16 protein-coding genes are annotated in these 16,194 nt (G+C 31.5%); 14 read left to right on the top strand and 2 right to left on the bottom strand.

Annotation, left to right across the window (positions count from 1 at the left end):
• Positions 1–132 precede the first annotated feature (132 nt).
• From LQ688_RS09955 to sqr, 3 genes are read left to right on the top strand one after another with little or no spacing between them, the layout of a single operon-like run.
• Positions 133–1,203 carry a DsrE/DsrF/DrsH-like family protein gene (locus LQ688_RS09955; RefSeq protein ID WP_064210944.1) on the top strand — a complete coding sequence of 357 codons (1,071 nt, stop codon included), beginning with the start codon at positions 133–135 and terminating at the stop codon, positions 1,201–1,203.
• A gap of 32 nt (positions 1,204–1,235) precedes the next feature.
• On the top strand, positions 1,236–2,570 hold the full coding sequence (gene cstB / locus LQ688_RS09950; RefSeq protein WP_182093628.1) for a persulfide dioxygenase-sulfurtransferase CstB: 1,335 nt from the start codon (positions 1,236–1,238) through the stop codon (positions 2,568–2,570).
• Positions 2,571–2,587: 17 nt separating this feature from the next.
• On the top strand, positions 2,588–3,781 hold the full coding sequence (sqr, locus tag LQ688_RS09945; protein ID WP_070044763.1) for a type II sulfide:quinone oxidoreductase Sqr: 1,194 nt from the start codon (positions 2,588–2,590) through the stop codon (positions 3,779–3,781).
• Between the two features lie 62 nt (positions 3,782–3,843).
• Here the strand turns inward: sqr and LQ688_RS09940 are convergent, their stop codons facing one another.
• Positions 3,844–4,848 carry a peptidoglycan DD-metalloendopeptidase family protein gene (locus LQ688_RS09940; protein ID WP_070044762.1) on the bottom strand — a complete coding sequence of 335 codons (1,005 nt, stop codon included), beginning with the start codon at positions 4,846–4,848 and terminating at the stop codon, positions 3,844–3,846.
• 266 nt (positions 4,849–5,114) lie between these two features.
• Positions 5,115–5,849: an NAD-dependent protein deacylase gene (locus tag LQ688_RS09935; protein ID WP_064205170.1), complete on the bottom strand. Its 735-nt coding sequence runs from the start codon at positions 5,847–5,849 to the stop codon at positions 5,115–5,117.
• Between the two features lie 291 nt (positions 5,850–6,140).
• On the opposite strand from LQ688_RS09935, the gene LQ688_RS09930 reads away from it, so the two are divergent.
• The 11 genes from LQ688_RS09930 to LQ688_RS09880 all read left to right on the top strand — a co-directional run bounded on the left by LQ688_RS09930 (position 6,141) and on the right by LQ688_RS09880 (position 16,151).
• A complete protein-coding gene (locus LQ688_RS09930; RefSeq protein WP_182093627.1) occupies positions 6,141–6,848 on the top strand; it encodes an energy-coupling factor transporter transmembrane component T in 708 nt (235 codons plus the stop codon).
• Between the two features lie 112 nt (positions 6,849–6,960).
• Complete coding sequence (locus tag LQ688_RS09925; protein ID WP_016999825.1) at positions 6,961–7,221, top strand: MptD family putative ECF transporter S component; 261 nt, start codon at positions 6,961–6,963, stop codon at positions 7,219–7,221.
• A 238-nt stretch (positions 7,222–7,459) separates the two neighbouring features.
• On the top strand, positions 7,460–8,275 hold the full coding sequence (locus tag LQ688_RS09920) for a formate/nitrite transporter family protein (RefSeq protein ID WP_064205169.1): 816 nt from the start codon (positions 7,460–7,462) through the stop codon (positions 8,273–8,275).
• Positions 8,276–8,399: 124 nt separating this feature from the next.
• A complete protein-coding gene (locus LQ688_RS09915) occupies positions 8,400–9,005 on the top strand; it encodes a class F sortase (RefSeq protein ID WP_037539302.1) in 606 nt (201 codons plus the stop codon).
• Positions 9,006–9,060: 55 nt separating this feature from the next.
• Positions 9,061–9,618, top strand: coding sequence for an RNA polymerase sigma factor (locus tag LQ688_RS09910; RefSeq protein ID WP_016999828.1), 558 nt, complete (start codon positions 9,061–9,063; stop codon positions 9,616–9,618).
• Between the two features lies 1 nt (position 9,619).
• Positions 9,620–10,378: an anti-sigma factor gene (locus LQ688_RS09905; protein WP_016999829.1), complete on the top strand. Its 759-nt coding sequence runs from the start codon at positions 9,620–9,622 to the stop codon at positions 10,376–10,378.
• Between the two features lie 89 nt (positions 10,379–10,467).
• Positions 10,468–11,724, top strand: a complete 1,257-nt coding sequence (locus LQ688_RS09900; protein ID WP_064205168.1) for a hypothetical protein — start codon at positions 10,468–10,470, stop codon at positions 11,722–11,724.
• 96 nt (positions 11,725–11,820) lie between these two features.
• Entirely contained in the window at positions 11,821–13,290 is a 1,470-nt protein-coding gene (locus tag LQ688_RS09895) for a Mur ligase family protein (protein WP_064205167.1), read from the top strand.
• Positions 13,291–13,383: 93 nt separating this feature from the next.
• The gene (locus LQ688_RS09890; RefSeq protein WP_017000441.1) at positions 13,384–13,887 is read left to right on the top strand and encodes a DUF805 domain-containing protein; all 504 of its coding nucleotides are present in this window, start codon (positions 13,384–13,386) and stop codon (positions 13,885–13,887) included.
• A 156-nt stretch (positions 13,888–14,043) separates the two neighbouring features.
• The gene (locus LQ688_RS09885) at positions 14,044–14,610 is read left to right on the top strand and encodes a DUF488 domain-containing protein (RefSeq protein WP_182094117.1); all 567 of its coding nucleotides are present in this window, start codon (positions 14,044–14,046) and stop codon (positions 14,608–14,610) included.
• A gap of 122 nt (positions 14,611–14,732) precedes the next feature.
• A complete protein-coding gene (locus tag LQ688_RS09880; protein WP_064205165.1) occupies positions 14,733–16,151 on the top strand; it encodes a sodium:solute symporter family protein in 1,419 nt (472 codons plus the stop codon).
• Positions 16,152–16,194 lie beyond the last annotated feature (43 nt).

Below are 16,194 nucleotides of genomic sequence, written 5' to 3'. Positions count from 1 at the left end.
GTTTCCTCCGACTTTAATTGAATAAGCTTATATTAATAAATTTAATATAGATTGTCAAATACCCCTATCCGTATTTGACAGAAAAGACTACCCTTGTTAATATACCCTTGAGGGTATTTTGAGGAGGAGAATATGAAACAGTATAAAGAACAACATATCAACGAACTAAGAAACGTAGAATTAGAAAAGTTAGCAAAGCAAGGTCAATTAATCGATGTAAGAACGCAAGAAGAATATGAAATTGGGCACATCAATGGTTCGACCTTGCACCCAGTTGAGCGTATTGAAACTTTTAATAAAGATAAAGATAGAACTTACTATATTTACTGTAGAAGTGGTAATAGAAGTGCCAAAGCTAGTGAATATTTAGCAAAACAAGGTTACGATATTGTTAATTTAGATGGTGGTTATATTGCTTACGAAAAACAACATATCAATGATGAAAGTACAGCAGAAGAAAATAAAAATATAAAAATTAAACCAAACCGTAAACAATTTAACTTTAGCGGTCTTCAGTGCCCAGGGCCTCTTGTTAATATTAGTAAAGAGATAAAAAATATAGAAAATGGCGATCAAATAGAAGTCACAGTCACAGATTCTGGTTTTCTTAGTGATATTAAAAGCTGGGTGAAACAAACTGGACACACACTTGTAAAACTTGATGAGAGTAACCAAGGAATCAACGCAATCATTCAAAAAGAACAACCGAAAGGATTAGATGTAAGCCATACTACTAAAGGTACTACAATCGTTTTATTTAGTGGTGAATTGGATAAAGCAGTAGCAGCAATGATTATCGCTAACGGTGCTAAAGCTGCAGGTAGAGACGTGAGCATCTTCTTCACTTTCTGGGGTCTTAATGCATTGAAAAAAACACATGGAGTTAATGTTAATAAAAAAGGCATCGCAAAAATGTTTGATTTGATGTTGCCAAAAACACCAGTACGTATGCCATTATCAAAAATGAATATGTTTGGATTAGGTAATATCATGATGCGTTATGTAATGAAAAAGAAAAATGTTGATTCTTTACCATCGCTTATTAATCAAGCGATAGAGCAAGATATTAAATTAATCGCATGTACGATGAGTATGGATGTCATGGGTATTACAAAAGAAGAATTAAGAGATGAAGTTGAATATGGTGGTGTAGGTACTTATATCGGTGACACTGAACAAGCAAGTCATAATTTATTTATTTAATAAAGCAAATATATTAAAGAGAGGAGCTTTCTATGTTTTTCAAACAATTTTATGATAATCACTTATCACAAGCATCTTATTTAATTGGATGTCAGCGTACAGGAGAAGCAATGATTATTGATCCGATACGTGATTTAACAAACTATATGGAAGTTGCAGAGAATGAGGGGTTCACAATTACTCAAGCTGCTGAAACGCATATTCATGCTGATTTTGCTTCAGGTATTAGAGATGTAGCAGAGAAGTTAGACGCAAAAATATATGTATCTGGTGAAAGTAATGATGAATTAAGTTATAAAAATATGCCAAAACAAACGTATTTTGTGAAAAATTATGATGTTATTTATACAGGTAACATTAAATTAGAAGTATTGCACACGCCAGGACATACCCCGGAGAGTATTAGTTTCTTACTCACTGACGAAGGTGGAGTTGCCAGTGTTCCAATGGGACTATTTAGCGGTGATTTTATCTTCGTTGGCGATATAGGTAGACCTGATTTATTAGAAAAATCTGTTCAAATGAAAGGTTCTACAGAAATCGGAGCGAAACAAATGTATCAATCTATAAAAAATGCTAAAGACTTACCAGATTATATTCAAATTTGGCCAGGCCATGGAGCAGGTAGCCCTTGCGGTAAAACTTTAGGGGCAGTGCCTATGTCTACGTTAGGTTATGAAAAAATAAACAACTGGGCTTTCAATGTAACGGATGAAGCAACATTTATTGAAACATTAACATCAAACCAACCAGTACCACCTCATCATTTTGCTAAAATGAAAAAAATTAATCAATTTGGCATGAACTCGTATCAACCATATAATGTTTATCCTAGTTTGGATAATGAAAGATTTGCATTTGATATACGTAGTAAAGAAGCATTCCACGGCGGTCATACAAAAGGAACCATCAATATTCCTTATAATAAAAACTTTATTAACCAAATCGGTTGGTATTTAGATTTTGATGAAGATATAGATTTAATCGGTGATAAATCTACAGTTGAACAAGCAAAGCATACTTTACAATTAATAGGATTCGAAAACGTCTCAGGTTATCGTTTGCCAAAATCGGAAGTTCAGACACAATCTATTTATAGTGCTGAAATGACTGGTGAAGAAGAATATGTGCTAGATGTACGTAATCATGAAGAATGGGATAATGGTCATTTAGAACAAGCAGTCAATATCCCTCATGGTAAACTTTTAAACGAAGAAATACCTTTTGATAAAAATGATAAAATATATGTCCACTGCCAATCAGGCGTTAGAAGTTCTATTGCAACGGGTATATTAGAATATAAAGGATTTACAAATGTTGTGAACGTTAGAGAAGGCTACCAAGACTTACCATCATCATTAAAATAATTTAAGGATGTAGGGAAATGAATCAACATTATCAAGTTGTAATTGTAGGCGGAGGCACAGCTGGAATCACAGTAGCTTCTAGAATTTTAAGACAAAAGCCAGAATTCAAAGGCAATATAAGCATTATTGACCCGGCTCAATATCATTATTATCAACCTTTATGGACTTTAGTAGGCGCTGGAGCCTCAAAATTTAAAAGTTCTCGTAAAAATATGAAGAATGTTATACCTAAAGGTGTTGAGTGGATAAAAAAAGCTGTTTCCGGCTTTGAACCTGAAAATAATAGTATTACTTTAGGAGATAACACTACTGTCAATTACGATTATTTAATCGTTGCACCAGGATTACAGATTAATTGGTCGTCTATTAAAGGCTTACAAGAAAATATCGGTAAAAATGGCGTTTGCTCTAACTATTCACCCGAATATGTAAATGAAACATGGAGACAGATTTCTAATTTTAAAGGTGGGAATGCTATTTTTACGCACCCTAATACACCTATTAAGTGTGGAGGGGCGCCTATGAAAATCATGTATTTAGCTGAAGACTATTTCAGAAAATATAATCTTCGCTCAAAAGCGAATGTAATATATGAAACACCTAAAGATACATTGTTTGATGTGGATAAATATAATAGAGAATTAGAAAAAATTGTTAAAAAAAGAGATGTTATTGTAGATTATAATTGTAATCTTATTGAAATTGATGGAGAGAAGAAAGTGGCTACATTTGAACATATTCATACGGCTAATAAAAAATCATTGGATTATGAAATGTTACATGTTACGCCGCCTATGGGTCCTTTAGACGTAATAAAGGAAAGTACACTCTCAGATAATGACGGATGGGTTGACGTTGATCCGACGACATTACTACACAAAAAATATTCAAATGTATTTGCTTTAGGTGATGCATCTAATGTTCCGACTTCTAAAACAGGTGCAGCTATTAGAAAACAAGCACCTGTTGTGGTACACAATTTAATGCAAGCTATGAATAATGATATGCTGACTAATCATTATGATGGTTATACTTCATGTCCTATTGTGACCGGTTATAATAAGTTAATATTAGCTGAATTTGATTATAATAAAAAAACGCAAGAAACAATGCCTTTTAATCAAGCTAAAGAACGAAGAAGTATGTATATATTTAAAAAAGATTTATTACCAAGGATGTATTGGTATGGAATGTTAAAAGGGTTCATGTAAAACTAAACAATAAATAAAACCACGTTTTTACTAAAAACGTGGTTTTATTTATATATTATATTTTATTGGTTGCCATTAACATATGATTCTGGGTTAACTGCGTATTCGTTACCTACGCCGCCCTTCATACGTTGGAAGTGTAAATGAGGTGCTGTTGAGTTACCAGTGCTACCTGATTCACCAATTTGTTGACCAGCTTTTACTTCGTCGCCTTTTTCAACATTTAATTTATTCATATGCATATACCATTGATAATAATCGCTATCTTTTTCTTGGATTGTAACTTGGTTTCCGCCACCATAGTTACTCCATCCACTTTGAATAACTGTTCCATCAGCAAGTGAGTATACTGGTGTATTTTCTTCCATGTCATAGTCTATGCCGTAATGTGCACCGCCACCATGATATTGGCCATACTCTTGAAGTTTAGCATTTTTAGATAACCAATTTGATGAAGCTTGATCAGTGCCTTCAGATTTTTGAGAACTCTCAGTTACATTTTCTGCACTCTCTGCATTCTCGTTATTATTTACTTGTGCTTGATCAGAATTTTGATTAGTGTCTTCTGACTGAGCTGTATTTGACTGAGTATCTTCTAGTGAAGAAACAGTTTCATTTGAAGGTGCTTTATATTCTGCATTCGTATTTTCATTAACATTTGTCTCTTGATAAGTTGTATTATTGTTTGAAGTTTCATTATTATTTGACGCTTTATTATTCACGTTTGATTGTTCAACATTGTAACCATTATTTTCAATCGAGTTATGTGATTGACTAGGTGCGTAGTTTTGTCCACCTTTAGTAAAGTAGTAATAATGGTAAACACCATTTTCATCTATTTCATAAGATTGATATTCTTTATTGTCGAACATTGATTGATTCCAATTTCCATCTAAAGTGTGATGAAAATTCCCGTTAGAATCTATTGTATAGTAAGCTCCATTTTCATAACCTGATGTAGCTTGATTAGATGCGGTATCTTGCTCTGCTGCATCTGCTTCATATTGTGATATTCCCATTGTAAGTATCCCTATAGTTGCTATAGAGCTTGTTAATAATTTCTTCATTATGTTTAAACCTTCCCTTTCTTAAAATAACTGATACAAATTTATCATGGGTATAGAGTGAAATAAACACTTGTAATTGCTTTGTTCCTTCGAGTTAATAAAGTGTAATAATTATATAATATGATTACTTTTTTTATAATATTCAAAATTAATATATAGAACTGATGAATAGTAGATTATAGAACTGGTACACGAAAAAATTCCTTATCAATTATTGATAAGAAATTTTTGTATTGAAATATTAATTATAAATCATACTATATGATTTACTCTATATTTTTAAGTTTTTTAATGACTGATACCATGTCTTCATTAATAACTAAATTGGCGTCACTATCATAAGGGGTAGCCTCTTTGTTAATAATGATAAGGTTTTGTCCTTCAAAATTCGAAATAAGTCCTGCTGCTGGTTGAACGACGAGTGAAGAACCTAAGACGACTAACGTTTCTGCTTCTTTTATTTTATGAAGTGCATTAAATATAGTGCCTTGGTCTAACATTTCCCCATAAAGAACAATGTCAGGTCTAATTGGGCTGCCACAATTTTCACAATGTCGTAAATCATTATCTATAACATGAGCTTTCGAATATTGTTGGTCGCATTGCGTACAATAAAACAGGTTTAAAGTACCGTGTAGTTCGTCTGTATTTACACTACCAGCATCCGAATGAAGACCATCAATATTTTGAGTTATCACACCTAATGAACGACCATCTTCTTCAAGTTGTGCTATCCAATCATGAACGATATTAGGTTTTTTATCAGCAAATAGTAAGTACTGATGGCAAAAATTAATAAAACCCTCTGGATTATTTTTTAAATAATCATCACTTAATAAATATTCAGGTGAGTAACCTTTTTCTGAAATTTCGTCGTATAAACCGCCTATAGAACGAAAGTCAGGAATACCACTTGCTACAGATATACCTGCGCCTGTAAAAAATGTAATTTTGTTAGAAGCATCAATGGTGTCTTTTAACTGTTCAATATTACGATTCATACTTATATCACTCCATTAAAAATTTGAATTCAAACAGAAATTTTTTGAATTCATTTCTTATACTTAATTCAATTTTAAATTCTAATACTCATTTAAGCAAATAAGTGGAGATAACCATTAATTTACTAATGGCCTTGACATTACTAGTAATTATCGTGATAATATAAAACGTAATGATTACGATTTATTAAGGTGTAAATTATTTTTTTATTTTGTCTTAGATTATGGATGATTTTATGGGTGGGTTAACTACTGATTGCAATATATTTTATACGTGCGGTGATGATATAAATGAACAAAAAACGAGTTTTCTTTACAGTGGACCCTCGTACCAAACTTTTTTTAATGATTATTATATCTTTTATTGCGATTACAGGAAACATTACGGGAAACAGTATCTATGCGAGATTAGTTATCTTGCTTATTCCTAGTTTGTTAGTTGTAGCTAATAAAGAAATTGTTAAAGGTACTGTGTTTTGCTTAATTATATTTTTAGGGTGGTATGCCGAAGCTTTTCTTATAAGAGGAGAAAGTCAGTTATACGATATATTAATTTTTGTTCCAGCAGGTATTGTTACACGTTTTATGCCAACTGTTGTGATGGGGTATTATTTTTTAAACACGACGCAAGTAGAAGAATTAATCGAAGGTCTTGAGAGGCTTAAGTGTTCACGCAAAATAACAATCCCTATTGCTGTCATGTTTCGCTTTTTGCCTACTATTAAAGAAGAGTCTTCATATATTGACGATGCGATGAGAATGCGTAACATATCTTTGCACAATACACTCGATAGGCCGATCACATACATAGAGTATAGAATGGTTCCTGTCTTAAACAGTGTGATTAAAATTGCTGATGAGCTTACGATTGCTTCGGTAACCAGAGGGTTAAATATTACACGTCCGAAAACGGCAATTATACAGTTAAGGCTCAAATGGTATGACGTATCTATACTAGTTTTAGCAGTCGTTTTAACAATTTTTTATTATCTATTGTGAGGTTATACATATGATCCAATTAAAAAACATTTCATTTACTTATGAAAATGGCCATCGTTATTCCGCTTATAATCATTGGTGACTTAATTATGAATATTGGTAAATATAAACAATGGTTTTGGATAATAACCCTCCTGTTGTCGTTTCAATTTGGACAACAGGAGGATTATTACCATTTTATATTATGAGAAATAAATATTTTAGCAACATGAAACAAAACCATGGTGAAGATTATGCCAAAGCATTTGATTCAGTATTTACATATCAAGTTCTTCCAGTAATTTTCATCTTATGTATCCTTGGTGCAATAGCAGGAGGCTTTATCGCAAAACAAATATTGAAAAAGCATTTTCAACGTTCAGGCGTATTGTAAGTGTGAATATATAGAAAAGAAATTGGAACATATAATTCCTCGCTCAAAATAATTCTCCTAATCCGTAATAATTTCTAATTAATGGATTAGGAGAATTTATTTTTTTATTTGATTGCATAACCTAGTATTACGACATTTAATAAGTTATTTTATTTAAAAAATATATTGTGAAATACTTCACAATTAGTTATTATTAAATCATAATCTAGTTTGTATATTAAGAAGTGAGGTTATAAAGTTGAATGATATTAATAGCAATAATAAAGTATTTTATGGGAAACAGTTTATAGACGATGTTGTGGATACAATAAAAACAAAAGATATTTTGCAAAGTTTTTATAGAAAAAGATATATACTAAGAGCTACTATGTCGGGGTTTATTTTAGGGTTGATTACTGTATTTGTTTTAATGATAAGAGCATCATTAGATGGACAAATTGCTGGTGGTTTAATTAATTTAATTGCGTCCATTTGTTTTAGTTTTGCTTTAGTTCTTATACTGTTTACTAACTCTGAGCTTCTTACCAGTAATTTTATGTATTTTACTGTTGGTTTATACTATCGCATTACAAACCCTATTCGAGTTATGAAAATATTTACTCTTTGCTTTTTAGGAAACTTTTTAGGTGGTTTTATATTTTTTGTATTGTTTTATTTATCGGATGTAATGACTCCAGAAATGCTAACTCAACTAGATAATATTATTGCTCATAAAACATTAACTGCAGGCTTTACAGCTATATTAGTTAAAGGTATTTTTGCAAACTTCTTTATTAATATTTCATTGGTTATCGCAATGCAAATAAAAGATATTTTAGCTAAAATGTTTGTGCTTATGTTTGGTGTGTCAATCTTTGCTTTTATGGCATATGAGCATGTAGTTTATAACACTGTATTATTTACTGGAGGACTATTATATCAAAGCGAAGAGTTAAGTACGATTCCAGTGATGATAAATATAATTGCTTCATGTATAGGTAACTATATTGGTGGAGGAGTGATTATAGGACTATTTTATGCTTATTTAAATAGTAATAGTGACTATAAATTTTAATTACCATGAAGTATTATATATGAATGTTTTGAGAAAACTTGTCACAAAAAAGTCGCAATCACTTAGTGTTTATGTGATCCCTTAAAAGAATTAATGCGTATACCCTATAAAGGGTGTGAGCGATTTGAAGAAAATAATAATAATACTTATTTTAGCGATATTTACAAGTGGATGTATGAATGTTAATGACACAGATAGCGATGTACATAAAAACAAAGATAGCAACTTAAAGAGTGAGAAATCTACTAAGGTAAAACCTAAAAAGTTCGAAAGTTATGACAGTGAGATTGTGCCTGTGAAGATTAGTATTCCGAGGTTAAATATTTCTAACAAATTAGAACATACTGGTGTTAATTCTGATGGCGAGATGGAAGTACCTAAAGATATCAATACACCTGCGTGGTTTAAAGAAGGTTATAAGGTTGGAGATAATGGAAATGCGGTTATTGCTGGTCATGTAAATGATGGGCAAAATCCAGGTGTCTTTACGGATCTGCATAAATTGAAAAAAGGCGATGAGATTGAGGTAGAAGATAAAAATCATAAGAAGTTAATTTTTAAAGTATATGATAAAAAATTATATGAATTAAAAAAATCACCAGTAGAAAAAATATTTGGATATTCTAGTAATAGACATTTAAATTTAATCACTTGTGAAGGAGAATATAACCCCGAATTAGGAAGTACACCGAATAGATTAGTTGTGTATACAGAATTAAAAAGTGGTTGAGATTTTGCATATGACGTTCACTCTCATATAATGGTGAGTGTCAGGGGGTGTGACAATGGAAGAGTCGGATGTAGAAGTGTACGGTAAAATTATAGATAAAGACGCGAATAGTTTAGAAATATTATACGATCGCTATGAGTCTTTATTGTATAATTTTATTTATAAAATAACACAAGATAAGCAATCAAGTGAAGAAGTGCTTCAAGATGTATTTATGAAAATTTGGAATCAAAAAGCAAGATTTGATAGTAGCAAGGGGAAAATGTCAACATGGCTTATTACAATTTCAAGAAATCTAGCAATTGATTATATTCGAAGAACCAAAATGTCAGCATATGAATATGATGAAGAAAGAGATAATTTAAAAGCTGATAATGTACCAGAATCCGAATTAATAACGAAAGAACAATCTGAACAAATTAAAGAATGTATAGACGAATTAGATGAAAAACAACAAATAATTCTATATTTATTTTATTTTAAAGGTTGTAATCACAAAGAAATATCGAAAACACTTGAAATACCTCTAGGAACAGTCAAAAGTAGACTGAGGTTATCCATTCAACATTTAAAACATAAATTCAAAAATAATAAGAAGGGAGAGATGAATTAATATGGAATGTGAAAAAATATATGAATATTTTAATGGCCGACTAACTGAAGAAGAAAAGCAAGAATTCGAAGAACATCTAAAAACGTGTAAAGCATGCCAAGATGAACTAAACGATTTAAATATATTAAATGAGTCTCTTCCTTATCATGTTGAACGTGTAACTCCTCCTAAAGAGATGAAGAGCAGAATAATGAATAATATATTAAATGAAGACAATAAAGAAGAAGAATCGTCACACCAAGAAAAAAGTGGATCGTTTATTGAAAAGAAACAAAAACCTATAAAACGAAAAAATAATATAATTAGAAATATAGCATTTGTAAGTATGGCTGCACTTTTATTTATATCTTTGATAGGAAATGTTTATCAATTTAATACACAAGACAAAGAAAAGAAACCGAAAGATAATAAATTAATCAATAAAGATGATGCACAAGTTATAAAATTAAAATCTACCGAACAAGATAAAGTTCAAGGAGAAGCTTTTGTAGCAAAGGGTAATAATGAGAAGCAATTAGTTGTACAAGCAAACGGTTTACAAGAAACAAAAGGTAATCAAGCATACCAAGTGTGGATACTCAAAGGAGAAAAGCCATACCGTGCAGGTACATTTGTTTCTAGCAAAGATTCCGGAATGGTTGTCTTTGACCTAAGCGATATTGAATTAGACAAACAAGATAAAATAGCGATTACACTCGAACCATCACCTAATAACCAAGCTCCTGAAGGGGATATTATTATGGCGAGTGAAAAAGTTTAAAAATTTTTTAGAGATTACATTAAATAATGTGATCTCTTTTTTTATTTGTTACGTATACCTTATGAACAAAAAAATAAAGGAGTGATTTGATGAATATTTCACAGAAAGTATTAGCTATGTCATTATCGGTTTCATTGTTAGGGACGGGCGCAGGTATGTCACAAGTAGCACAAGCACACGACGCATCGCATGAATCGGTTACAAAAACAGATAGCAAAGCGGTTGAGTTAAGAAGTAATTTAGACATGTTACTAAGTGAACACGCGTATTTAGCAGCGGATACAATGAGAAAAGGTGCAGAAGGCTCTAAAGACTTTGATGAATCAGTAAAATCACTAAATATGAATACGAAAGAGTTATCTAAAGCTATTGGGGATGTATACGGTAAAGACGCAGGAATGGAATTTGAAAAAATGTGGTCTGAACATATTGGTTACTTTGTAGATTACGTGAATGCTACAAACAACAATGATGAAAAAGGACGACAAGAAGCGTTGAATAACTTAGATAATTATAGAGATACGTTCTCACAATTTATGGCTACAGCCACTGATGAAAAATTAGAAGCTAAAGGATTATCAGACGGTTTACAAATGCATGTTAACCAATTAGTTAGTGCATTTGACGCATCGGTAAATGGAGACTACGACAAAGCTTATAAATATGAAAGAGAATCCATTCATCATATGTATATGGTGAGTAAAGGCTTATCGGACGCAATTACTAAACAGTTCCCAGAAGACTATCATCATACAAGTGCAACTACTAAAGCAGCAGACTTAAGATCAGATTTAAATTATCTCATGAGTGAGCATGCAGCACTAGCAGCTGATGCAATGCAAAATGGATATGATGGTTCTGAAAATTATAAAGCCTCTGTAAAAGCGCTAGAAATGAATACGAAAGACTTATCAAAAGCAATAGAAGACGCATATGGTAAAGACGCAGGAATGGAATTTGAAAAAATGTGGTCTGAACACATTGGTTACTTTGTAGATTATGTAGAAGCTTCTAAAAATAACGATAAAGATGCTAAACAAGAAGCGAAAAGCAATTTAGATAATTACAGTAAAGAGTTTGGAGCATTCTTATCTAAAGCTACAGATAATCAACTGAAAAGTAATGAATTAGCTGACGGTTTAGGTATGCACGTAGATCAATTACTAGCTTCATTTGATGCATATACAAAAGGCGATTATAAAACATCTACTATGAAAGTAAGAGAAGCATACGCTCATATGTTTATGCCAGCTAAAGGTTTAAGTAACGCAATTGTAATGCAGAACAAATCAGATTTTGAAATGGATATGCCAAAAGAAATGCCAGATACAGGTGCACAAAAATAATTAGCAATTAATGATTTAAGAGGAAACTATTTCCCATGGGGATATAGTTTTCTTTTACATGGATAAAACTGAATCATTCATTAAAGGGAGAAAAATATGGAAATTACAAATGTATTATCAAAAATAAAAAGAGATATCATATTTGATGATCATAGTTACAAAGTTAATTTTAATAAAGATTGTTCAGATGTAACATCTATGTATCAAGATATTCAAGACTCATCAATTTTTATTTTGAAATCATCAAAGCATTCAAAAAAATATGCAATAGAAGCGGTTAAGAAAAACCCTGTGTTAATCATCACGAATATGCCATTAAATAGTTTGGATGATATTAAAGGGAATGTCTATGTTGTGTATATAGATAATTATGAATCAGTCGCAATTAAACTTGTCCACTTATTCTACGACAAATATATAGAACAATTAAAGTTTATAGCAGTTACGGGTACTAATGGAAAGACTACTACAAGCCATATGATATGTAAGCTATTATCAAAAATGGATGTAAAAGTAGCTACCATTGGTACGTTAGGCGTTTACGATGATGACTATAATAAAATAGAATTTTTACATTCAACTCCTACAACACCTATGCACTTTGAATTTGCTGAAATCATAAAGCATTTCGCTGAACGAGATTATGATTATATTGTATATGAAGCAACATCTATCGCTCTAGATCAAAGAAGAGTAGATTTTATTGAAAATGAAATAGCTGTATTTACAAACTTTAGTTCTGAACATCTAGAATATCATCACACAATAGAGAACTATTTAGAATCAAAACTAAAGCTAGATCAATTAAGTAAGAGAAGCATGGTGAATTATGATACTAAAGAATATTTAAAAATATGTAATGACAAATATCATTTTTCTAATAATAACGATACCTATTATAAATATGAGTTGAAAAATAATAAACTATATATATCAATTGGTAAAGAAGTTTATAAATTAGATGTTCTATTCAATGGAACACATAACTATATTAATCTAGCGACTAGCATATTTACGTTACACAAATTAAACTTTAATATTATAGATATATTAAAAGCAGTTGAAACGATGAAACCCCCAGCACATCGATTTGAAACGTTTGAAATAAACGACTATCAATTCATATTAGATTTCGCGCATACACCATTAGCAATTAAAGAATCCATTGAAGACGCCTTAAGATACGCTTCAAATATAGATAAACAACTTACAGTTATGATTACAGGAGTCGGATTAAGAGGCTACGATAAAATAGAATCCACTATGAAACTCATTCCAAAGTATATCGATCAAGTAGTATTAGCTTCTGAGCAAGTTGGATATGAAAATGAAAATTTAATTATCGATACAATGATTAAAAACTTACCCAAAACATACGATTTAAATAATCTCATTATAGGCAAATCTCGAAAAGAAACAATAGAGAAAATAATAAATAAAGTTAATAAAAAAGAAAATATTATACTACTAACAGGCATTAATGAGCCACAACACTACCGAGGAAAACTCATTGGACATGACGATAAAACATATATAACAAAATGTATTAATCATGAGCGAGGTTGAAAGTTGATATTAAAAATAATATAACTAAAATTCATTTGCTATATAAGGTTATACTTTTGTATACTATTACTATCAAATGGTAGGAGGAAACTCATGAATAATTCACAAAATCAAGTTATAGAAAGTTACAAAGATTTTTGGGTACGTTTTTTAGACATAAACGGAAGATCTAATCGTCCAGACTTTTGGCATCCTTTTTGGATCAACTTTGTAATAACTTCTCTCTTAGGAATGGTTTCAGCTGGGTTTCTAAGCGGACTTTTCGGATTGGCAGTCATAATACCTTCATTCACTGTTATGACAAGACGTTTACATGATTCAAATCGTACAATGGTTCTTGCAATCGTTTCTCATATTAGTGGACTTATCGCTTTGGCTGCGACTGTAACGTTTGTTGTAGCTATCCTTGCAGCTGCAGGGGCTGGAAGTACTGGTATGCTTGGTGCGTCGTTGATGGCTGGTGCATTCGGTACAGTTGTAGCTGGAGTAGTGACGTTATATACATTGTATGTGTTAGTTAAGCCTGGTGATAAAACGGCTAATAATTATGGTTCTGGCGGTAGTTGTGATATTGCTCCAGAAGTTCAAACTCAATAATTAAACTTCAGTGTTTATGTATCCTATCATTTATTGATAGGATTTTATTTTGGTTGGATTAATAATTAAAATGATACAATGTATAAAATGTAACTACACTTGGAACTAAGATGTTTCACATGAAAAAGATCTGTAAATATGGAGGTAATGAAATTTATGTGTGTATATACTATAGGTCATTTTGATTATGAGTTAGATACTTTTCTAAAGATGTTGAAAAAGGCTCATATCACAATGATTGTTGATGTTCGTGCATTTCCTAATAGCAAAAAACATCCGCAGTACAATCAAGGATCATTTAAGAAATGGCTGAAAAATCATGATATAAATTACCATCATATAGATTTATTAGGTGGAAGACGAAAACCATCTCAAGAAGTAGGGGAAACTTTAAATGAAGGTTGGAAAAACCAATCATTTCATAATTATGCAGACTACACATTAACAGACGACTTCAAAACAGGTATTAAATCATTAATTAATGATACTAAAAATGATACTGTAGCAATTTTATGTGCAGAACAACATCCTTCAAGATGTCATCGTTTAATTATAAGCAATTGGTTAGCGGCACATGATACAGAAGTTAAACATATTATATTGAACGATAAAGAAGGAATAAAAATAGTGCCACATAAACTCGGACAATGGGGTGCAATGCCAATTATAGAAGATGATGGCGAGGTTGTTTATCCGGAAGAAACAGGGGATTATTCAAAGTAAACTCAATACTATAAAAAGGTGCTTTCATAATTCTTACTTAAGTGATAAGATTTCAATTGAGTTAAAAATAACAATAAGCTTAATTTATTGTGAAAACATCATATTTACGAGGTGGTATTGTAGTGTTTAATAACAATGAACAATTTGTTCTAGGTTTTATAATCATAATTTATTTTGTGTTTTTACTAATCATGTCTTTATACATAAAGCGAAATATAAAAACATACGATGACTATAATATGGCGAGTAGAACTGTATCAGTCATCCCATTGATTTTAACATTTGTTGGTACAGGTGTAGGTGGTGCTACATTGTTAGGGTATATGGAAAATGGATATACGTTAGGTATGGGCCAGCAATGGATACATATTACGATGATAAGTGCCGTTATCATTCTTGCATTATTCTTCTTAAAGCGTATTAGATTATTAGGTGAAAAATATAACATGGTAACGATAGGTGATTACACTGCGCTTCGTTATGGTGAATCTGCACGTATTCCTACTGTTATCAGTTTCTTATTTGCTTATTGTGCGATGACAGGTATGCAATTTGTCGCTATTGCTTCTATTTTAAATTTAACATTAGGATTAAATATGACAGTTGGTATCATTCTAGGTTGGGTCTTGCTGACAATCAAAACTTATCTCGGTGGTTTAAAAGCTGTCATTTGGCAAGATGTTATTCAAGGTACGATACTTACGGTTGGTATTATCGTGTTGTTCTTTGTGGTTATATATTATTCAGGTGGTTGGAGCGAAGTTCAAGCTAACGCTATTAACCAGAATCAAAATGATATGTTAGATTTTCTTAATATTACACCAAATGAAATTTTAATTTATCTTTTAACATTAGCTTTTTATCAGTTTATTAGACAAGATGTTTGGCAACGTATTTGGGCAGCTAAGAATTTAAAAACTGCGAGAAATGGTTACTGGATTTCAATGATTATTGCGGTGATATTAGGCGCAATGACAGTTTTAATCGGTGTATACAGTAAATTTGGTTTGAATCTCGATATAACTGAGACACCATTAGTTTATTATCATGTGATTCAAGAAGTCTTCCCGTTTCCTTTAGTAGTCGTTATGATTATGGTGTTACTAGCAGCTGTTATATCTAGTGCAGATTCGTTCTTCATTGCAGGTGCTTCATCTATTGCTAACGATATTATAAAACCAAATGTCAAAATCTCTAGTCAAAAGAAAATGTTGTTATATAGTAAGGTATCTGTGTTAATAGTTTCTGTTATTTCTTTGATATTATCACTTATGATTCCTGGGTTAGTAAACCTTATGGTAACAGGTACTGCGATGTCAGTATCAGGTTTATTAGCGCCAGTTGTTTTCGGTTTATTCTGGCAAAGACCTACAAAAATTGCTGGGAATATTTCGATGTGGAGTGGACTTGGGTCAGCCGTTATTTGGCAAATACTTGGTCATCCGTTTGGGATTCATCCAATCTTAGTTGGATTACCACTTTCAATTATTATGTTATTGGTTGTTACATTTTTAAGTAAGAAAGATGAAGCAACAATTTAATTATATGATTAAAGCAAAACATTATAAAAAAGAATCTGGACGT

This window comes from Mammaliicoccus sp. J-M40 (assembly GCF_022386395.1).
GTDB lineage: Bacteria > Bacillota > Bacilli > Staphylococcales > Staphylococcaceae > Mammaliicoccus > Mammaliicoccus lentus.
The sequence above is the reverse complement of the archived record's forward strand: the minus strand, read 5'-3'. Positions and strand labels throughout refer to the sequence as shown.